The sequence below is a fragment of the Pseudomonas sp. P97.38 genome, assembly GCF_001269745.1.
GTDB classification, from domain to species: domain Bacteria; phylum Pseudomonadota; class Gammaproteobacteria; order Pseudomonadales; family Pseudomonadaceae; genus Aquipseudomonas; species Aquipseudomonas chlororaphis_E.
Window position 1 is genome coordinate 520835 of record NZ_LHVJ01000009.1, and the last position, 20733, is coordinate 541567.

Consider the following 20733-nt stretch of genomic DNA (forward strand, 5'->3'; position numbering starts at 1 on the left):
TCGCCGCCACACGAACGGAACAACCCTCATGAGCAAACCTGTAACGTCCAAGGCCTTCTCAGTCATCGATCAGGTGAACCTGACAACAAGCGATGGTTTTCGTCTCGCCGCCACCCGCTACTGCGCCCAGGGCACGCCGAAGGGCAACCTGATCATGGCGGGCGCGACGGGCGTGCAACAACGCTTCTACCGGCGCTTTGCCCAACACGCCAGCGCGCGTGGGTTCAACGTGCTGACCATCGATTACCGGGGCGTCGGCGAGTCTCGGCCAAAGACGCTCAAAGGCTTCGAAATGTCTTATCTGGACTGGGGGTACCAAGACCTGGCCGCAGCCGTCGAGTTCATGGACGACGGTCACACCCCTCTATTTTGGGTGGGCCACTCCTTTGGCGGGCACGCACTGGGCCTGCTACCCAACCACGACCGGATCACCGCGGCCTATTGCTTTGGGACCGGCGCCGGCTGGGCCGGATGGATGCCCCGGCGAGAGGCCTTCAAGGTTCGCCTGCTGTGGACATGGGTGCTGCCGGTGATTGTCGCCTGCAAGGGCTACATGGCCTGGAGCATCCTGGGCATGGGCGACGACTTACCGCTGGGTGTCTACAAGGATTGGAAACGCTGGTGCGCCCATCCCCATTATTTTTTCGACGACCCGGCCATGGCGCACGTCGCCGATCTGTACGCCGAGGTACGCGTGCCGGTGGTGTTCGCCAACGCGAGCGACGATCCCTGGGCGCCACCCGTGTCACGGGATGCCTTCATCAAGGGGTACCGGAATGCATCGGTGCTGACCCGCAACCTTGCGCCCGACTCACCCCGGCAAGCCATCGGGCACATGGGCTATTTCCGCGCGTCGGCCACTCGGGTCTGGGATGAAATGCTCGACTGGTTCAGCGCTTCACTTGAATCGGCGGCGCCACGTCATCGCAACGGCACGGGGGATTACCGATGAACGCTCCGGCGCCCTTTGCTTTATCATGGCCCCCATCCCAATTCCCAGACTGATGGAACGACCATGACATTCGATTTCGACACGGTGTTCGAGCGCCACGGCACCGGCAGCACCAAATGGAGTCGCTACCCGGCCGACGTGCTGCCGATGTGGGTGGCGGACATGGACTTCCCTGCCCCGCCCGTGGTCATCGAGGCGCTGCACAAGCGCCTCGAACACCCGATGCTGGGCTACAGCGTGGCCCAGGACAACCTTCGCGCAGCGGTCGTGGCCGACCTGTGGAACAAGTACGCCTGGCGGGTCGAGCCGCAGCAGATCGTGTTTTTGCCGGGGGTCGAGCCGGGCTTCAACATGGCCCTGCACTCGCTGGTCGCGCCCGACCAGAATGTCGTGGTGCAGGTGCCCAACTACCCGCCGCTGCGCAACGCCCCGGGGCATTGGCAACTGAACAAGGTCGAGCTGGGTTTCAATGCGCTCAATGGCGAGTTCCATACGCCCCTTGGCCCGCTGCGTGATGCCCTGCAAGGGGGCGGTGCGTTGTTGTTGAGCAACCCCCACAACCCGCTGGGCAAGGTGTTCGGTCGCGAAGAGTTGCAGGCGGTGGCTGATATCTGCCTGGCGCAGGATGCCTGGATCATCTCCGACGAAATCCATGCCGACCTGTGCTTCGACGGGCGCGTGCACATTCCGACCGCCTCCCTCAGCCCGGAGATTGCCGCACGCACCATCACCCTGATGTCCGCCAGCAAGGCCTATAACATCGCCGGATTGAAGACCTCGTTCGCCATCATCCAGGACGCCAGGTTGCGCGAGCGGGTCAACGCTGCCCGCGCCGGCATGGTCGACAGCGTCAACGCCCTGGGGCTGGAAGCGACCTGCGCGGCCTACAGCGAAGCAGGCCCGTGGCTCGAAGCGTTGAAGGCCTACTTGCAAGCCAACCGCGACTACCTGGTGGAAGCGGTCGAGACGCGCCTGCCCGGCATCACCATGACGGTCCCCCAGGGCACCTACCTGGCTTGGCTGGATTGCTCGGCGCTGGGGCTGGAGGATCCGCAGGGGTTCTTCCTCCAGAACGCCAAGGTCGGCCTGAGCGCCGGCCTGGATTTCGGCGATGACGCCGGCCAGTTCGTGCGCCTGAACTTCGGCTGCCCGCGGGCACTGCTGGAGGAAGGCATTGCGCGAATGGAGCGCAGCCTCAAGGCCAGGGGTTGAAGACGTTGGCGAGGGGGGGCTGCTCCCTCGCCACCAGGGGACTGACAACTCACACCCGCAGGTCCGGCGCATGCACGAAGCACAGCTTGTTGCCTTCCGGATCCCGACAGTACGCCCCAAAGTACCCGGGCGAATAATGCTCGCGCAGGCCTGGCGCGCCTTCGTCGCAGCCGCCCATGGCGAGCGCCTGTTCCCACGCGGCGCGCACGGTCTGCGGTGAGTCGGCGGCGAAACTGACCTGCATGCCATTGCCCCAGGTGGCGGGAAGACCGTTGAACGGTTCCTGCACGAACACCAGCGGCCATGGCCTGCCAGGTTGCTGCCAGCCCTCGCCGGGCGGGCCCGTGTCGTTTTCACTGGGCATGCGCACCATGCCCAGGGTACCGAGCACCGCATCGTAAAAGGCGACCATTTTCGCCAAGTCGCGTGCGCCGATCATCACATGACTGAACATGCCTACCTCCTCTTCGATTTCGTCCACCGTGCAGCTCATCGACCCGTCTGACAATCCAACCGAACTCTGCCCGAGGCCCCAACGTCCACCCTCCATTGCAACCACATCCCGCATGGAGAACGATCATGGTCGACTACCCTACCCCACCTTTTCCGAAACAAAGCCAGCCTGTGCCCGGCTCCCAACGAAAAATGGACCCTTACCCCGACTGTGGCGAGCAGAGCTACCGCGGTTCCGGACGCCTGTCGAACAAGATAGCCCTGATTACCGGGGCCGACAGCGGCATCGGTCGCGCCGTGGCGATTGCGTTTGCCCGGGAAGGTGCCGACGTGGCGATTTCCTACCTGGATGAACACGAGGACGCCCAGGAAACAGCGCGCTGGGTCGAAAAGGCTGGCCGCCAATGCCTGCTGCTGCCCGGCGACCTGGCAGACAAGGCCCAATGCCGCCGCGTGGTCGACGAGACCGTCGCGCGGTTCGGCCGCATCGACGTCCTGGTCAACAACGCGGCGTTCCAGATGACCCACGAAAACCTCGAGGACATCCCCGACGAGGAATGGGTGCGCACCTTCGATATCAACATCACTTCGATGTTCAGGATCTGCCAGGCGGCCCTGCCCCACCTGAAGGCCGGGGCGTCGATCATCAACACCAGCTCAGTCAACTCCGACATGCCCAAGCCGACACTGCTGGCCTACGCCACCACCAAGGGCGCCATCGCCAACTTCACCGGCGGCCTGGCCCAGATGCTGGGGCCCAAGGGCATACGCGTGAACAGCGTGGCGCCGGGGCCGATCTGGACGCCGCTGATTGTGGCGACCATGCCCGAGGAAGAGGTGCAGAACTTCGGTTCACAGACCCCGCTGGGCCGACCGGGGCAACCGGTGGAAGTAGCGCCGATCTACGTACTGCTGGCCTCGGATGAGTCCAGCTACATTTCCGGTTCGCGCTATGGCATTACGGGCGGCAAGCCGATTCTCTGATCGGTAACCCGTGGCGAGGGGGACTCCCTCGCCACACAGCTCGCTCGCCAGGCTAGGGGTCGCGCTCAGGCTGACTCCCTGGCAATCACCGAGATCTTCCCGTTGCGCTCGATAATCGCAAACTTGATCTGCTCCAGGGTCTCGATGCCCTGGCTCGCGCGCGCTGCCTCCATGATGTCTTCCTCCACCAACCGTGCATGGCGCAGGCGACCATGCAGTATCCGACCGTCCTCGACAATGATGGTCGGCCCGCCGTCGATCAACTGCGATACCCACCTGGAGCGCAGCTTGAGCAGCGACAAGCCGACATCGATGGCAATCAACGTGACGATCACCATCAGCGAGTTGGTCAGCGAGAAATCGTCGCCCAACAGCGCTTGCTGCGTCGCCTCGCCAATGATCATCAGCAGCACGAAATCGAAGGTGGTGATTTCCGCCAGCGAGCGGCGGCCGGCAATCTTGAACAGGACCAGCAATGCCACATAGATCGCGGCGGCGCGCAACACGGAATCCATAGGTCACCTAAGGGAAAACGAACTGTTCGAAACTGACTGAGCGGCCACCGGGGATGGCGATGCGGCTGTGGTAGGTTCCCAGGCCATCGCTGAGGACGGACAGATAAAGGGTAGCCTGGCCCTGGGCGTCGGCCTGCACCCAGAACTTCATGCCTTTACCCGCGGCCGCCGAACGCAAGGGTTGGGGCTGCAAGGCCTCGACGTCAAAGCCTTCGAGCCAATCGCCACCCAACTCCACTTCGAGCACTGCGTTGGGCGCGCCCTTGAGGTGAGCAGTCAGCGGGTTGGTGGAACCGTTACGGTGGAACCTTTCATACTCGACGGTGAGCCCGCCATCGTCGCTTCGCACCTCGCGAGAGCTCAACGGCCCACGGGAAAACAGGCCGAGCAACGTCAGGATCACCAGCAGCACCAGTCCATACCAACCGACCCGCTCGAACCGCCAGACTTTGAGTTGATAGGCCATGTCTTCGCGCACCGGAAACGTGCGGCTGTGAAAATCCTCAGGCTCGCTGTGCCGGGGCATGGCGTCCACCTATCTCGATTCACCCGCCAGGGCGCGTTGATGGAAATGCCGCAGTTGCAGCAGCGCATGCTCGGCGGCGCACAACTGCACCTGGTTGCGACTGCCGAAGAAGCGTTCCCGGCGGCTGAACAATGCGCGCCTGCCGTGCACTTCGAAGGCCCAGGCGAAACAGACGGTGCCGGCCGGAATGCCGTCCATGTCGTCCGGTCCGAGAATGCCGGTGGTGGCCACGGCCACGTTGGCGTCGGCATCGTGCAGCGCGCCGAGGGCCATTTCCTCGGCCACTTCGCAACTGGTGAGATTGAAGGTATCGATGGTCCGCGGGCTGACGCCCAGCAGTCGCTGCTTCGCCTCGGGGGAATACACCACATAGCCGCTCTCGATCAGCGACCCGCTGCCCGGTATTTCGGCCAGTATCGTGACGATCAGGCCGGCGGTGCAGGACTCGGCCGTGGTCAGGCGCAAGTCGTGCTCACGCAAGTAATCAACCATCTCCCGGGCAACTGTCATGGCACACGATCCTCCAAGGGTGCTGATGGGTTGACCCCATGGCCACCAATTCATTCCCTCTGATCGGAGGTCGCCTGCGTGGGCCAAATAAATGAAACCTCAGGCACGCGGTGCACCTCAAAATTCCAGGGCCTCACGCTGAGGCTGTCACGATCAGGAGGTCGTCATGTCTGCACTTTTCGTCAAACTGTTCACCCACCCTGAGTTCGCCTGGAAGGACATTCGCCAAGAAGAGCAAGCTCACCCGCGTCATTACCTGGCGCACTTGCTGTTGCTGGCCTTGATTCCGGCAGCCTGCCTGTTCATCGGTATCACCTGGACCGGCTGGAGCCTGGCGGAAAACGAAACCGTACGGCTGACCCAGGCCAGCGCCCTGCAACTGTGCGTGTTGCTGTACCTGACCATCGTCGCCGGCGTGGCGCTGATGGGGGTGTTCATTCGCTGGATGTCCCGTACCTTTGAGGCGCGCCCGTCCCTCAACCAGTGCATCGGTTTTGCCGCCTACACCGCCACGCCGTATTTCCTGGCCGGCATTTCCGGGCTCTACCCGAGCCGCTGGCTGGCGGTGGCCGTGTTGCTGGCCGCGTCGGCCTACTCGACGTTCCTGCTTTTCGTCGGCCTGCCGCGGTTCATGAACCTCAGGAAGGAACAAGGGCTGCTCTACTCGGCCTGTGTGTGGGGCGTCGGCTTGCTGGTGCTGGTGACCATCCTGGTGGAAATGATTCTGCTCTGGTTCAACGTGTTGCAGCCGGAGTACCTGCGGGTGCCGGTGGGTTGATCACAGAGGGGCTGCTTATGTGGCGAGTGTGGCGAGGGAGCTTGCTCCCGCTGGGCTGCGCAGCGGCCCCATGAGGGCATCAAACTATCAGAGGGGCCGCTGCGGCCCCAGCGGGAGCAAGCTCCCTCGCCACACAAGCCATCCCACACATAAGCCATCCCCATAGGAAGCCTGGCATTACTTGGCCGCTTTCTTCATCCCTATCCGTCGGCGCATGTCCGCCGTGATGCTCTGGCGGGTTTTCTTCAGGTCGGCCCAGGGCTCATGCCCGACCTCCGCCAGCCGCTCATGGACGTTGTGCACGTTCCACAGGTTCGCCCCTTTGAGTTGCGCCACCTCGTCGCGGTAGATCGGCACCGACACCGGCAGCCCGTCGCGGGTACGCACGGCGTAGGCGCAGATCGTCGTGGCGCCGAGGCCGTTGCGCAGGTAATCGATGAAGATCCGCCCGACCCGGTTCTTCGGACCCGAGACGGCCGAGAACCTGTCCGGCAGCAGCTTGGCGATGTGGCTGACAATGGCGTGGCTGAAATCCTTGACCTCGTCCCATCCGGCTTTCCGAGTCAGCGGGACGACAATGTGAATGCCCTTGCCACCACTGGTCTTGAGAAACGCCTTGAGACCCAGCTCATCGAGCACCGACAGGGTCAGTTGCGTCGCCTCCACCATGCGCTTCCATGGCAGCGCCGGGTCCGGGTCGAGGTCGAGGACAAAGCGGTCGGGCTTGTCCAGATCCACCGTCGTCGCGTTCCAGGTGTGCAGTTCCACGGTGCTCATCTGCACCGCGCCAATCAGCGCTTGCGCATTATTGATGATCATCACCGGCTGCCCGGTGACGTCCTTGTCCAGGGTGGTGATGCCGGGAATCGCCAGGCGCTCGGCGTTCTTCTGGAAGAACAGCTCGCCGGCAATGCCGTCCGGTGCGCGCACCAGTGCGACTGGGCGCTCGGCCAGTTCGGGCAATATGAACTCGGCGACACTGGCGTAATACTCGGCCAACTGCCGCTTGGTGGTGCCGGTGGTCGCATCGATGACGCGATCCGGGTGGGTGATCCGTACCTTTCCGTCCAAGGCCGACGTGTCGCCGGCCTTGTCCTTGGCTTTTGCCTTGGGTTTGGCTGCGGCAGGCTTCGCGTCGCCCTTGGATGGGCGCTTGGCGGTAGTTTTTTGGGCGGAGGTCTTGTCCACGGGTTTCGCTAGCTCCTGGGTGATGGCCTTGGCCGGTTTATCGTCGCGCAAGCCATGGAACACCGCGTGGCGTACCGAGCCTTCCTTCGTCATCTCGGCGAACGCGACTTCGGCCAGCAAGGTCGGCTCCAACCAATGCACGCCCTTGGCTTCGTAACCGGTCGGCGGGTTGATGACAGCAGGCTTCTTACGCTCCAGGGGCAGCAGTTGCTGGTGGATGCTCTTGAGGGTCGCTTCGTTGAACCCGGTGCCAACCTTGCCGGCGTAGCGCAACTGGCCGCTGTCGGCGTCGTGCAGCCCCAACAGCAAAGCGCCGAAGGCACTGCGGGCGCCCTTCGGCTCGCTGAAACCGATCACCACGAACTCCTGGCGATTCTTGCATTTGAGCTTGATCCAGTCACTGCTGCGACGGGAGGTATAGACGCTGCCGATGCGCTTGCCGATCAGCCCTTCCATCTGCATCTGACAGGCGCTGTTGAGCAGCGCTTCAGGGGTTTGCTCAAACGCATCGGAAAAACGCAGCAAGGGGCTGTCATTGGCCTGTAGCACGGCTTGCAGCGCCATGCGGCGGTCTTGCACCGGGACGTTGCGCAAATCCATGCCGTTGAGATAAGGCAGGTCGAACAGGTAGTAGGCGATCTGGCCGCTGCTGCCTGCGTCGAAGGCATTCTGCAGGGCCTGGAAATCCGGCACACCGTGCTCATTGGCGACCACCATCTCGCCGTCGAGCCAGGCCGACTCCAGCCCCAGCGCCGCCAGGGCCTCGGCCTGCCTGGGCAATTTGTGGGTCCAGTCATGGCCGTTGCGAGTGATCAGGCGCACTTCACCGTGGTCGATCCGCGCCATGATCCGATAACCGTCGAACTTGATTTCGTAGAGCCACTCGCCGTCGGGGGCGCTTTCGACCAGCGTCGCCAGTTCCGGCTTGAGGGTTTCCGGCAGAGGCCCGGCCACTGCACCGTCAAGGGTGGTTCTGGCGCCTTTTTTCGTCGGCTTGATCTTGGCGGCTTTTTCCGGCTGTTTGACCGCTTTCGCCGCGGCGGCCTTGCCCCGCCGCCTGGGCACCAGGGTGCGCTCGCTGAGCACGCTGTCCGGTTCGGCTTGGACCACGTCGTATTCAGTTTCGGGGCGCGCGGCGTCGTCCTGGTGCTTGATCAGGAACCACTGCTCCTGCTTGCCGGGCATGTGGGTGCGCACCAGGTTCCACAGGCCGGCGAGCTTTTCGCCTTGCAGTTCGAACTTGAGCCGGCCCTTCTCATACGCTTCATGGGGATCGCCCTGGGGAATCCATACGCCCCGGTCCCAGACGATGACATCCCCCGCGCCGTAATGCCCTTCGGGAATGTTGCCTTCGAAGGTCGCGTAATCCAGCGGGTGGTCTTCGACGTGAACCGCCAGGCGCTTGGACTTGGGGTCCAGCGACGGCCCCTTGGGCACGGCCCAACTCTTGAGCGCGCCATCCAGTTCCAGGCGGAAGTCGTAATGCAGTCGCGAGGCGTCGTGCTTCTGAATGCAGAACTGCAAGGCGTGGGCGGTTTTCGCTGACTTGCGCGGACGCCGCTTCGCCGCCGGTTCCGAGGTAGCGCCGAAATCACGCATGCGGTTGTAGTCGTCAAGGGTCTTGGCGCTCATGGTCCACCTGCGACGTGCTGCAGCGTCGGGTCGGCCACCGGCAGCCCGGCGCTCTCCGACACCAATTGATCGACCACCCGGCTCAAGGCCTGCTCCACGGAGTCGCCCAGCAACAGGCCTTGTTCGTAGAGCACGATCTGACGGTCGGCGCTGGTGCCTTCCTGGACGATGCGCCGTGCCTGCTTGAATACCTCCTGGCAGCCCAGCTCGGCGGCGGTTTCACCGAAGGTCTGCTCGGCCACGGTCAGCCATTCGCCAATGAGCATGGGCTGCTCCTGCCCTTCGGCAATGAACTCGGCGAGGATGCCGTGACGCTTGGCCCGCCAGCGGTTTTCCTTGAGAGTCCAGTGTGAGGTCAGGCTGTACCCGGCGCCCGGCTGGGGCTGGTCAATGGCGTGGGCCACCATCACCCGGAACAACGAGACCAGGCACAACACGTCCTCGACCCGCGGGCAGGCATCGCAGATGCGCAACTCCAGCGTGGGGTAGCGCGATGACGGTCGCAGGATCCACCAGCAATCGCTGGGCTGATGAATCGAGCCGGTGCGCATGAGCAGGTTGACGTACCCGGCAAACGCCAATTCGTCCTGGAAATATTCCGGCACGCCCATGCGTGGCCATTCATCGCAGGCCACCTGGCGGTAACTGCTGAAGCCTGTGTAGGCGCCGTTCCAGAACGGTGAGGAAGCGCTCAACGCGAGAAACATCGGCAACCACGGCAGGATCTCGTTCATCACCCGCACCCGGTCACGGTCCACCGGCACCTCGACATGCACATGCAGGCCCGACAGCACGCTGCGCCGTGCCACCCGTTGGTAATCATCGAACAGTTGCTGGAAATGCAGTTCATCCGTGGGCTGCAAGCCCTGAGTGACCATCGGATGGGAGCCGGCGCTGAGCAGGCCCAGGCCGAACGGCGCCAGGCGCTGGGTCAGGCCGCTGCGCACCTGGGTCAGGTAGTCGGCGGCCGCGTCCAGGCTGAGGAAGATGGGCGACGCCATCTCGACCTGGCTGAGGAACATCTCATGGGCGAAATGCTCGCCCAGCTCGGCCCGGCATGCCGCCACTGCCTCGGCAGGCGGCTGGGTGGGCATGCACCGGGTTTGCAGGTCGGTGACGAAGTACTCCTCTTCAATGCCGAACTTCAGACGCCTGTTCATCGATAATCCCTCCGATACCCGCGCCAATGCGGGTCACGACCAACGCCACCACGGCGATCCTTTCCACCTCCCGGTAACCCGGCGTCAGCAGTTCCTCGCCAAACACGTCTGGGTCCAGTTCCTTGTAGGTCCAGCCAAATTCCGCCGAGTCGCGCCAAGGCTCCAGCGCTTCCAGGAACGGGTCACGGCCATCGACCATCGCCACGCCGGTGTAGAGCACCAGCGAGCCGCCGGGGGTCAGCCGGGGCAAGGCCTGCTCGACGATGCGCAGCGACAGCCCGGCGCCCAGCACACCGCCGCCATGGCGATAGGCGCGTTCCGACGGGTCGGCCATGTACGGTGGATTGGCGACGATCAGGTCAAAATTGCCCTCGACATCCTGGAGGACGTCGCTGCGGGCAATCTCGACATTGGCCACCTCGCCCAGGGCGGCATTCACCGCTGTCAGGCGCAAGGCCAGGGGATTGATGTCCAGCGCCAGCACCTGGGCCTCGCGCCGGGCCCGGGCGATCACGATGGCGCCGACACCGGCGCCACAGCCAATGTCCACGGCCCTATGCACCGCGGTGAAACTCTGTTGCAGGTGGGCATGGATCAGTTGGGCGAACCGGTAGCTGTCCGGGCCGAAGAACACCGCGTCGCTGGCCTGCGTAGGAAATTGCGAATGGGCGAACAACAAGCCGTCCAGGCTCGACCAGCGCACTCGGCTGCGCAGCAAACCATCGCGTTCCTCCAGCACCTCGGCTTCTTGCAATTGGCGCTGCTCATCGGCCGAGATCAGCCCGGGAGCAAACGGCCGCGACCAGCCGAACACATCCCGCAGGGTCTTGGAGTGCTCGTTGCCGGGCCGTTGGTTGACCCGTTCATGGGTCAACGGCGTCGGGGTGATGAAGCGGTAACCGTCGGCTTGCAGGCGCCGCCCCAGTTGCAACAGCGCCAGGTCGGAGGTGGACAGGCGATCTTCCTGATTCATGCAGGGCTCCCTAGCGAATGGCGGACTTGAGTTCGATGAAACGACGCGTGGCCAGCAGCCCGGCCGGATGGCTGTGACAGCGTGCCGAGAGCCAGGGCATCAAGGTCTGCATCTGCTCATCGGGGGACTGGCTGCGCAGCGTCTGTTGCAGGCTTTGCACATCGGGGTCGTCGATTGGCGTCTGCGGTTCGCTGGTGGTGCCGAGGCCGCGGCGCGGACGGGTGCGCTCGCTCTTGTGCAACCAGTCACCGGCGATCCAGTCGTGCAGCAATTGTTTCTCATAGGGGCTGAACACACCGAACATCGCCGCCCCCGCGCCTTCGATCAGCATCCAGAAGCGGCTGTCCTGCGGATCCTGGTGGCGCTTGATCCAGCCCTTGTTCTGCATTGCCTCAAGGAAGCCTTTCAATTGGCCGGGGGCCGCCAGCCACTGGTTGACGGTCTTGCCTTCGAATTTGCAGTAATCGGAATGCATGTGCTGGCCGAACGGGCGCTTGCGTTCAAGCATGTCCAGCACTTCACGGTCGAGGTCGAACGATTCGATGATCGCCCGGCTGCCTTGGCCCAGGTCATTGAGCCGGTACCCCAGGGTCACCCGCTGCCAGAACGCCTCGCGATCCGCCGCCATCGGCATCAATTGCATCAGTGCCTGCACAGCCTTCTGGGCATGGCCGGTGCTGGCGTTGTCGATGGTCACGTGGAGGGTGAAATAGTACGGGTCGATGTCCAGTTCGCTCAGCTCGTAGGCGCTGATCAACAGGTGCAGGGGCAACTGCTCGTAGCCCAGGTTGTAGCCAATCACTTCCGGCAGGTACTCATCGCCGGCGTAGCCCAGCGCCAGTTGCACAGCCCCTTGCAGGTAGCGCTCATCGTCGATGTCCGGGGCATCGACCAAACCGTGTTCGGCGAGCAGCTTGCGGTAGATCACCACATGGTTCTGCGCCGGATGGCCGTCACCCAACTCCTCCAGGTACGTGCACAGCAGGCCGTCGAACCGGTGGTCTTGCCAATGTTTCAACACGCCGTACAGCCAGGCACCGTCCACCAATTTGGTCGGCGCCACGGCTTGCAGGAAATACAGCGCGTGGGCCTTGCCGCTGAAGTACTCCCGTGGGCCGCCGCTTTTGCGCCGTTCCAGGTAATCGGCGTATTGCCGGGCTACACCGGCACTATGGGCTTCGACCCAGGCTTGCAAGGCCTGCGGCTCGTCGGGGGTCTGCTGGGGCAAGTCCCGGGCCTGTTCGAGGCACGACTGGATGAAGGCCTGTGCGACGGCGTGTTTGTCCGCATCGTCGGGCCCCTGGAGCAGCCGTTCATAGCATTGGCGCACCTGCCCGGCATCCCTGACGGGATGGAGGGTGGCTGGCCGGGATTGGAGGGGTGTCAGCGCAGTCATAAGGGCCTCATTGGTTCACGGCAGGACGCTGATTCAGAACGTCTCTTAAGGTGCAGAGCCCCGCGTGCGACGAAAAATTCCCTCCGATGAACAGGCCGCCGGATAAACGGGGCGGTGCCGTTTTAGTGGGAACCCTCGCTTCGCTCCAGGCCTCGAATATCAAGAACCACCCGGTTCAGTGCTTGCGTGGCGAGGGAGCTTGCTCCCGCTGGGTCGCGAAGCGGCCCCGACAGGCAGGCGAGCGCTGCGCACTCGAACGGGAGCAAGCTCCCTCGCCACACAAGCGCATTCGCCACGTAAGACCGTGACAGCCCACACCATTCGGCCAGCCAAGGAGCAACCATGATCTTCACAGTGTGGGTAGCGGTGCTCGGTGCCGTGTTGTTGACGTTGGCCCTCACGTCGTCCTACCTGCGCTGGATGCCAGTCACCACGTCAGCCATGTGCCTGGTGCTGGGCGTTGCCATCGGGCCGGCGGGGTTGGGTTTGCTGAAGCTGGACATCACCGACTCGTCCGTCTGGATGGAGCATCTCACGGAGATCGCGGTGGTGTTCTCGCTGTTCGTCAGCGGCCTCAAGCTGCGCCTGCCCCTCAAGAACCGGACCTGGCGCGTTGCCTATGGGTTGGCGGGCCCGGTGATGATCCTCTCCATTGCGGGCCTGTGCCTGACCCTGCACTACCTGTTCGGCCTTGGCTGGGGTATGTCGATGTTGATCGGCGCGATGCTGGCGCCCACCGACCCGGTGCTGGCGGCCCTGGTGCAGGTCAACGATGCGCGGGATGACGACCGGGTGCGTTTCGGCCTCTCCGGTGAAGCCGGCCTGAACGACGGCTCGGCCTTCCCTTTCGTGATCCTTGGGCTGTTGATGCTGCGTGAAGACGGCGGCTTTGTCGGCGAATGGGCCTTGCGCAATGTCCTGTGGGCGGTGCCGGCGGGCCTGCTGATCGGCTATTGGATGGGACGCGGGATCGGCAAGCTGACCCTGTCGATGCGCATCAAGAACGCCGACAGCACGCTGTCACCCAACGATTACCTGGCCTTGGCGCTGATTGCCCTGGCCTATGTCGCCGCCGAGTCCGTGCATGCCTATGGCTTTCTCTCGGTGTTTGCCGCCGGCCTCGGGCTGCGCCAGGCCGAGGTGCAATCCACCGATGAAGAAGATGCGCCACCAGCGGAGCACCTGGTGCAACCGGTGGTGGGCCATGAGGCCGTCGATCCGCGCCAGGCGGTGCTCGGCGACACCCAGTCCCTGGGCGACGGCCAGGTGGCTGCCGGGGTGATGATGAGTGACATGCTGGCTTTCGGCAGCCTGGTGGAGCGGGCGATGGAGGTGTTCCTGGTGACGCTGCTCGGGGTGGTGCTCGCCACCCATTGGGATTGGCGCGCCCTGGCCATCGGCGCCCTGCTCTTCGCGGTCATTCGACCGTTGAGCGTGTTGCTCATGCCTTGGGGCCGCTTGCTGGACGCACCGCAACGGCTGTTGATCGGCTGGTTCGGCATTCGCGGCATCGGCAGCCTGTTCTACCTGTTCTTCGCCTTGAACCATGACCTGGCGCCACAAGCGGCGCAGCTGTGCATCAACCTCACGTTGTCGGTGGTGGCCTTGAGCATCCTGGTTCATGGGGTCAGTACCCAGCCCACCCTGGCGTGGTACGAACGGCAGAAAACCGGCTGACCCTCAGCCGATCGGATCCGTCACCTGGATCAGCACCGCATAAACCCCCAGTAGCACCCAGAACGTGGCGAAGATCCACGGTGTGCGCACAGAAAACAGCAGCGACTTGCGATACCCCTTGTGGGTCGATTCCCGCTCGCTGAACAACGGCGACTCGTCGTAGACCAAACCCATGACCGGCTCGGCGCGCAGCAGTTCGCTCTGCTTGAAGTGCCAGTGGTCGATGATCTCGTACGCCGCTCGAATCCCCGGCCAGGCATTGAGTGAACTCAGGAACCCCAGCAGCGCCAGGAACGGCGGCACGATCAGGGTGAACAACTTGCCCCACTCCGGGTTCAGGTTGGCCATGCACGAGGCAAAGGCAATCACCAGGAAGGATTGGGCGGCCAGATAGGCATCAGTCCGATTGGCGAGGATGCTGGTTTCGTACTGGATTTCACGCCGATAGAAATCCAGTCGTTCCTTGGGCGAGCCGAACAGCTTGGCATTGTGTTCGCTCAATTCTTCTTCCGGCGTCTGGCCGGTCAATATTCTGGGCATTGCGTGAAGGGTCGCTGGTGGCAAATGAGGTTCGTTGGAAACCATTGCCGCCGGGCAAGTTCAAGGCAATGGACCAGAGGCAGTGCACGCTTGCCAAAAGGGCCTGGCCAAGCCTCCGCCTAATTCATGGCCTGCCCGATGACCTGCACCAGGTCGATCTGCTTGAACGGCTTGGTCAGGCGCGGCAATTGGCTGGCGAAGCCTTCCAGGCGTTCGGCGTAGCCGGTGGCGAGGATGATAGGCAGGTCCGGCTGCCGATCGCGCAGTAACTTCGCCAGTTGGGCGCCGTCCATCTGCGGCATGGCCATGTCGGTGATCACCAGGTCGATGTCCGGGTTGCGCTCATGCAGTTCCAGCGCCTGCGACCCTGAATGCGCGCACAAGACCCGGTGCCCGAGGTCTTCGATCAACAGGCGGGTACTGGTCAGCACCAGGCTGTCGTCATCGACCACCAGCACCAGCAACTCAGGAGGGGGAGGCGCTGCCTGCGCCTCGACCACGGCCTTTTCCGACGCTGCGCTATCGGCCAGTGGCAACCACAACTGCGCGCTGGTGCCCACGCCCTTCTGGCTTTCGAGGATCAGGCGGCCACCCAACTGCTCGGCCAGGCCGTGCACCATGGACAATCCCAGGCCCGTGCCCTTGCCGACCCCTTTGGTGGTGAAGAATGGCTCCACGGCCGAGGCCAGCGTCGCTTCATCCATGCCCTCGCCTTCGTCGGTGATCGACAGGCAGACATAGCGCCCCGGCTTCAACGACGCCTGCGCCCCGGCCTCGGTGGCCAGGCGCTCGTCGGCGGCGATCAGGATGCTACCGCCATGGGGCATCGCGTCCCGGGCATTGGTCGCCAGATTGAGGATCGCCAACTCCAGCTGGTTGACATCGGCCAGCACCGGCGACAGCGCCTCGGCGAAGCGAGTCTGGATGTGGATCGAAGGGCCCATGGAGCTTTGCAGCAAGCCGCTGATGCCCTGCACCAGCACCGGCAACTCGACCGACTCGGCACTCAGCTTCTGCCGCCGGGCGAACGCCAGCATCCGCTGGGTCAACGATACGCCGCGCAACGCGCCCTGGGTCGCGTTGTCGAGCAGTTGGGCCAGTTTCGGATCGTCCGGCATGCGCTTGCGCACGATTTCCAGGTTGCCGAGGATGACCGTCAGCAGGTTGTTGAAGTCGTGGGCGATGCCGCCGGTAAGCTGGCCGATGGCTTGCAGTTTCTGCGACTGGAACAGCGCCTCGCGGGCCTGTTCGAGGGCCTGCTGCGCCTGGGTGGCATCGGTGATGTCGCGGGTGATCTTGGCAAACCCCAGCAGGGTCCCGGTGTCGCTGCGAATCGCGTCGATGACCACGTGGGCGAGGAATCGCGTGCCGTCCTTGCGCACGCGCCAGCCCTTCTTTTCGAAACGCCCCTCGCTGGCGGCGATGCTCAGCGCCCGCTGCGGTTCGCCGGCGGCGCGGTCCTCGGGGGTATAGAACATCGAAAAATGCTGGCCGATGGCTTCGGCCGGCAGATAGCCCTTGATGCGTTGCGCGCCCTGGTTCCAGTTGGTGACCTGGCCGTCAGGACCGAGCATGTAGATGGCGTAGTCGGTGACGCTTTGCACCAGCAGGCGGAACTGCTGCTCGCTTTGCTTGAGGGTTTCCTCGGCCATCTTGCGGTCGGTGAGGTCGCGGGTGATCTTGGCGAACCCGAGCAGTTCACCGCTCTGGCTGTCGATGATCGGGTCGATCACCACATGGGACCAGAACAGCGTACCGTCCTTACGCACCCGCCAGCCCTCGCCCTCGAAACGCCCTTCACGCACGGCCGTCTCCAGCGCCCGCTGCGGCAGGCCGGCGGCGCGGTCCTGATCCGTGTAGAAACGCGAAAAATGCTCACCCAGGATCTCCGCTTCCTCATACCCCTTGAAACGCCGGGCGCCGGAGTTCCAACTGGTGATGATGCCCGAGGGGTCGGTCATGTAGATCGCGTAGTCGACCACGGCGTCGATGAGCAGGCGAAAGCGCTGCTCCTGGTTTATGCGCGGCGACTGGGGGGTATTCTCAAGCATGTGGGCCGAGGCATCCGTATGGATTTTTTCGAAGTATGGAGCAACTCGTGCGCTATGAAAAACTATCGCCTTCCACCTGGGGTTAGCGGCGCCCGCGGGCTTCAGTGCCCCGCACTCATCCGCTGGACGGAGGGATGCTCCGGGTTCACCGACCACCAGCGTGGCAGCAATTGCTGCACGCGCGCCTCGCCGAACCGGTCGTCGATGAGCATCACTACGCCACGGTCCTGCTGGGTGCGAATGACGCGCCCGGCGGCCTGTACGACTTTTTGCAGGCCGGGGTACAGGTAAGTGTAGTCATAGCCATCGCCGAAGATCGCCGCCATGCGCTGCTTGATCTGCTCATTGACCGGGTTGAGCTGCGCCAGTCCCAGGGTGGCGATGAATGCACCGATCAGGCGCGAGCCGGGCAAGTCGATGCCCTCGCCGAACGCCCCGCCAAGCACCGCGAAACCGATGCCCTGGCTGTGCTCCATGAACCGGTCGAGGAAGGCCTGCCGCGGGGCTTCACCCATGCCGCGCGATTGTGCCCACGTGACGATCTCCGGGTGCCGCTCGGCAAACAGCCCGGCGACTTGCTGGAGGTAATCGAAACTGCTGAAAAACGCCAGGTAATTGCCCGGACGCGCGCTGAACTGGCGAGCCATCAACGCGACAATCGGCTCCAGGGACGCCTGGCGGTGAGCGAAGCGCGTGGAAATCCGGCTGACGACCTGAACGTCCAACTGATCGGCCTGGAACGGTGATTCAACGTCGATCCACACCGTCTCGGCCGGTGTGCCCAACAGGTCGGCGTAATAGTGCCGCGGACTCAAGGTCGCGGAAAACAGCACGCTGCTGCGGGCCGCCGTGAGCCTTGGCCGCAGGAACCCGGCCGGCACCACGTTGCGCAGGCACAGGGTCGAGCCGCTGCGCTGGCGGCCGAACTCGCGCTTATGGATGTCGAACAGAAACTGCTCGTCGAACGACTCGGCCACCCGGCCAAACTGCAGGGCATCGAAATAGAACGCCTGCAAGTCGCCGTCCAGCCCTTGGGGGTGCTCGTTGAGGTAATCGCCAATGGCCGTGGTGCAGGTGGCCAGGGCTTGCAGGAGTTTGTCCGGCAGCCGTTCATACGCCTGGTACGCCGCCACTTGTGGTGCATGCAAGGCATTCCACTGGCGATTGACCCGTTCCAGCGGTTTCTTCAGGGGCTCGGGCGCGGTTTTACGCACCGTGGCCAAGGTCGCTTGATCCAGGGTCGCGCTGTACATCTGCCGGCCGCGCTCGACCAGGTTGTGGGCTTCGTCCACCAAGGTCGCGACCGTCCAGCCATTGGCCTGGGCCAGGCCGAAAAGCAAGGCACTGAAGTCGAAATAGTAGTTGTAGTCGGCCACCACCACGTCGGCCCAGCGGGCCATCTCCTGGCTGAGGTAGTACGGGCAGATCCCGTGGGCCAGCGCGACCTCGCGCAACGCCGCCTGATCAAGCAGGCTCACCTGGCTCGCGGCCACCCGCGCCGCCGGCAGACGGTCGTAGAAGCCCTGGGCCAACGGACAGGATTCGCCATGACAGGCTTTATCCGGATGCTCGCAGGCCTTGTCCCGGGCAACCATCTCCAGCACCCGCAGCGGCATTGACGGGGCACTTCGGGTGATGACCTGGGCAGCGTCCAGCGCCAGCTTGCGCCCGGGGGTCTTCGCCGTGAGGAAGAACACCTTGTCCAACTGCTGCGGCGCCAGGGCCTTGAGCATCGGGAACAGCGTGCCGACGGTCTTGCCGATGCCGGTGGGGGCCTGGGCCATCAGGCAACGCCCGGTGCTCACGGCCTTGAACACCGACTCGGCCAGGTGCCGTTGCCCGGGCCGAAAGCCGGCATGGGGAAAGGCCAGGGACTGCGCCCCCAGGTTGCGGGCGTGTCGATGGGCCATTTCCTGCTCGGCCCAGGCCAGGAACAGCGCACATTGCGCTTCGAAGAACGCCAGAAGCTCGCCGGCCTCGAACCCTTGCGTCAGGCAGGTTTCCTTTTCGCTGACGACGTCGAAGTACACCAGTGCCACGTCGATGCGCGAAAGCTGCAACCTCTGGCACATCAACCAGCCGTAGATCTTCGCCTGGGCCCAGTGCAGCTGTCGGTGGTTGGCCGGTTGCCGGGCCAGATCGCCGCGGTAGGTCTTCACTTCTTCGAGGCAGTTGCGCGCCGGATCGTAGCCATCGGCGCGGCCTTTGACGTTCAGCGTCTGGTAGCGCCCTTCCAGGCTCACCTCGGCCTGATAGACCTCGCTGCGCCGCGACGCCACGGTGCGATGGCCGGCGATGCCTTCCAGGGCCGTGGGCGACGGCGTGAAGCGCAGGTCGAGATCGCCCACCTTGGCGGTGAACTCACACAAGGCCCGCACCGCAATGCTGTAGCTTGGCGCGGGGTTCATGCGCCCTGCTCCGCACCTTCTGTCAGCCACTGCACGTAGCAGACTGCGACGGGCATGCGGTGCTCATGGCAGAACTCCAGCCAGCGCAACTGATTGTCTTGCAGCCGGTCCCCCGGCCCTTTGACCTCGATCATGCGGTAGGTCTTGTGCTGCGGCCAGAACTGGATCAGGTCCGGCATGCCGGCGCGGTTGGCCTTGATGTCCAGCAGCAACCGGCTGAACCAGTGCTTGAGGTGCTCGGCCGGCAAGCAGTCGAGGGCCTGTTCCAGCAATGTCTCGGACAACGCGCCCCAGAACACGAACGGCGACTGTACGCCCCACTTCTCGGCAAAACGACCCAGGATGGTGTGCCGATAGCGGCCATCGTCCAGCTCGGCAAAACACGCCGCGAACAGCTCGGCCCGACGGGCATGGAAGTCTTCATTGAGCAGGTCCACCGGCCCACGCTGGAACGGGTGGAAAAATGCCCCCGGCAGCGGCGCGAAAATCGCCGGCCAGCACAGCAGGCCGAACAGCGAGTTGATCAGGCTGTTCTCGACGTAATGCACCGGGGCGGCGTCATCGTGCAGGTGAGCCTGGACGTGATACTCCACCGACAGGGTCGGATCGACCCTGGGCAGTTGCAACTCCAGCCGCTGCACTTCACGGGCCAGGGCGCGCGGCACCGGCGGCCCGCCAAGCTTGCGGCGCAGCCGCGGCACGATCCTGAGCAGGGCCTGGGTTTCGGCGGCACTTTGCGGTGCCTGTGCCGCCGCCTCGCCCAGTTCCAGGGCCAGGGCATATTCGCCGACGCGCTCCAGCACGCGGATCATCCGCAACCGTGCGCCGGGGTAGGTGCATTCACGGTAGATACACAGGGCCAAGGCAAAATCACCGATGCGTTCGCCATGCTCGCCGAACTGGTACAGCAACTTGCCGCGCCGACGCTCCAGCCACGGATTGTCCAAGGTCAGGGCATTGACCTGGCCAACGATTGCTTCCAGCGGCTCGCCGGCTTCGAAGCGTTGCTGGCATTCATGGAGGAACACACAGGCCTCGACGTCCTGGCGGTTGCGCAGGCCGCGGGACTCGGCGCTGAATTCGACGCTTTCGTAGGTGAAGATGCCCAGGTCCGCCAGGACGAATTCCGACCAGTCCTGGTAGAGGTTGCCGAAGAACATCAGCCGCAAGCGGTCACACAGCGGCATGATCGTCAGGCTGTAGAGCCGATCGTCAAGCTGCGGACACCAGGCGTGGAACGCCTGCGGCGGGTCGGCTCGCTCGGCGACGGCCAGGAGCCACTCGGTCTTTTTCGCCCTGGGCTGCTCGATCAGATGCCCCAGGCACTGCAGGATCTCCGCCTTCAGCAACACGTCGAACAGCTCGACAATCCCCAACTCGGCCTGGTCCTCGACCCAACCCAGGGCCAGTAACGGCTGCACGGCCAGGCCAATCTCACCGATTTCCGGGTAGTTGAGCTTGCTGTGGCGAAACCGCACCCCCTTGCGCATGACCATCCGCACCAGCAAGCCTCGGGACGCCCGGGGCATTGCGGCAAAATCGTCGACGAAGCGCTGTTCTTCGAGGCTGAGCACGTCGGCATACCGCTGCGTCAGCCAGCCCAGCACTTGCTGAAAGTTGTTCAGGTAATAAAAGGGATCGTCGAGGGAACTGGCTGTCACGGGAAGAAGCGCCACGGATGCTGGAACACTGGTTATGCATACAGATAGCAGCTACGAACACCCCAGGCAACTGCAAAAGATGAACGGTCCCCTATATTTAGAGATGAAATCCTTCGC

17 protein-coding genes are annotated in these 20733 nt (G+C 63.8%); 5 read left to right on the forward strand and 12 right to left on the reverse strand.

Annotation, left to right across the window (positions count from 1 at the left end):
* Positions 1 to 28 precede the first annotated feature (28 nt).
* Complete coding sequence (locus AD664_RS04300; protein ID WP_053144631.1) at positions 29 to 952, forward strand: alpha/beta fold hydrolase; 924 nt, start codon at positions 29 to 31, stop codon at positions 950 to 952.
* A gap of 63 nt (positions 953 to 1015) precedes the next feature.
* Positions 1016 to 2164, forward strand: coding sequence for a MalY/PatB family protein (locus AD664_RS04305; protein ID WP_053144633.1), 1149 nt, complete (start codon positions 1016 to 1018; stop codon positions 2162 to 2164).
* A gap of 49 nt (positions 2165 to 2213) precedes the next feature.
* Here AD664_RS04305 and AD664_RS04310 read toward each other — a convergent pair whose 3' ends face one another.
* Positions 2214 to 2618 carry a VOC family protein gene (locus AD664_RS04310; RefSeq protein ID WP_053144740.1) on the reverse strand — a complete coding sequence of 135 codons (405 nt, stop codon included), beginning with the start codon at positions 2616 to 2618 and terminating at the stop codon, positions 2214 to 2216.
* A 125-nt stretch (positions 2619 to 2743) separates the two neighbouring features.
* On the opposite strand from AD664_RS04310, the gene AD664_RS04315 reads away from it, so the two are divergent.
* Positions 2744 to 3601 (forward strand): SDR family oxidoreductase, encoded by an 858-nt coding sequence (locus tag AD664_RS04315; RefSeq protein WP_053144635.1) that lies wholly within the window; start codon positions 2744 to 2746, stop codon positions 3599 to 3601.
* Positions 3602 to 3666: 65 nt separating this feature from the next.
* Here the strand turns inward: AD664_RS04315 and AD664_RS04320 are convergent, their stop codons facing one another.
* From AD664_RS04320 to AD664_RS04330, 3 genes are read right to left on the reverse strand one after another with little or no spacing between them, the layout of a single operon-like run.
* A complete protein-coding gene (locus AD664_RS04320) occupies positions 3667 to 4116 on the reverse strand; it encodes a DUF421 domain-containing protein (RefSeq protein ID WP_042732055.1) in 450 nt (149 codons plus the stop codon).
* A gap of 7 nt (positions 4117 to 4123) precedes the next feature.
* Complete coding sequence (locus AD664_RS04325) at positions 4124 to 4642, reverse strand: hypothetical protein (protein ID WP_042732059.1); 519 nt, start codon at positions 4640 to 4642, stop codon at positions 4124 to 4126.
* A 9-nt stretch (positions 4643 to 4651) separates the two neighbouring features.
* Positions 4652 to 5152, reverse strand: coding sequence for a CinA family protein (locus AD664_RS04330; protein WP_042732056.1), 501 nt, complete (start codon positions 5150 to 5152; stop codon positions 4652 to 4654).
* Positions 5153 to 5318: 166 nt separating this feature from the next.
* On the opposite strand from AD664_RS04330, the gene AD664_RS04335 reads away from it, so the two are divergent.
* Positions 5319 to 5930: a Yip1 family protein gene (locus AD664_RS04335; protein WP_047738651.1), complete on the forward strand. Its 612-nt coding sequence runs from the start codon at positions 5319 to 5321 to the stop codon at positions 5928 to 5930.
* Between the two features lie 177 nt (positions 5931 to 6107).
* Here AD664_RS04335 and ligD read toward each other — a convergent pair whose 3' ends face one another.
* Genes ligD through AD664_RS04355 form a run of 4 tightly spaced genes read right to left on the reverse strand, consistent with a single transcriptional unit; the run spans position 6108 to position 12279 of the window.
* Positions 6108 to 8750, reverse strand: a complete 2643-nt coding sequence (gene ligD, locus AD664_RS04340) for a DNA ligase D (RefSeq protein ID WP_053144637.1) — start codon at positions 8748 to 8750, stop codon at positions 6108 to 6110.
* The gene (locus tag AD664_RS04345; RefSeq protein WP_042728829.1) at positions 8747 to 9910 is read right to left on the reverse strand and encodes a carboxylate-amine ligase; all 1164 of its coding nucleotides are present in this window, start codon (positions 9908 to 9910) and stop codon (positions 8747 to 8749) included. Before AD664_RS04345 ends, ligD begins: the two co-directional genes overlap by 4 nt.
* A complete protein-coding gene (locus AD664_RS04350; RefSeq protein WP_053144639.1) occupies positions 9882 to 10883 on the reverse strand; it encodes a class I SAM-dependent methyltransferase in 1002 nt (333 codons plus the stop codon). The genes AD664_RS04345 and AD664_RS04350 overlap by 29 nt, the downstream gene beginning before the upstream one ends.
* 10 nt (positions 10884 to 10893) lie before the next feature.
* Complete coding sequence (locus tag AD664_RS04355; RefSeq protein ID WP_053144641.1) at positions 10894 to 12279, reverse strand: iron-containing redox enzyme family protein; 1386 nt, start codon at positions 12277 to 12279, stop codon at positions 10894 to 10896.
* Positions 12280 to 12621: 342 nt separating this feature from the next.
* On the opposite strand from AD664_RS04355, the gene AD664_RS04360 reads away from it, so the two are divergent.
* The gene (locus AD664_RS04360; RefSeq protein ID WP_053144643.1) at positions 12622 to 13956 is read left to right on the forward strand and encodes a sodium:proton antiporter; all 1335 of its coding nucleotides are present in this window, start codon (positions 12622 to 12624) and stop codon (positions 13954 to 13956) included.
* A gap of 3 nt (positions 13957 to 13959) precedes the next feature.
* On the opposite strand, the gene AD664_RS04365 is transcribed toward AD664_RS04360, so the two are convergent.
* The 4 genes from AD664_RS04365 to AD664_RS04380 form a co-directional block, all read right to left on the reverse strand.
* Positions 13960 to 14496 (reverse strand): hypothetical protein, encoded by a 537-nt coding sequence (locus AD664_RS04365; RefSeq protein ID WP_042728833.1) that lies wholly within the window; start codon positions 14494 to 14496, stop codon positions 13960 to 13962.
* A gap of 119 nt (positions 14497 to 14615) precedes the next feature.
* Complete coding sequence (locus tag AD664_RS04370) at positions 14616 to 16547, reverse strand: PAS domain-containing sensor histidine kinase (RefSeq protein WP_053144644.1); 1932 nt, start codon at positions 16545 to 16547, stop codon at positions 14616 to 14618.
* Positions 16548 to 16648: 101 nt separating this feature from the next.
* Positions 16649 to 18955, reverse strand: a complete 2307-nt coding sequence (locus tag AD664_RS04375) for an ATP-dependent DNA helicase (protein ID WP_053144646.1) — start codon at positions 18953 to 18955, stop codon at positions 16649 to 16651.
* Positions 18952 to 20616 (reverse strand): VRR-NUC domain-containing protein, encoded by a 1665-nt coding sequence (locus tag AD664_RS04380; protein ID WP_053144648.1) that lies wholly within the window; start codon positions 20614 to 20616, stop codon positions 18952 to 18954. The genes AD664_RS04375 and AD664_RS04380 overlap by 4 nt, the downstream gene beginning before the upstream one ends.
* Positions 20617 to 20733 lie beyond the last annotated feature (117 nt).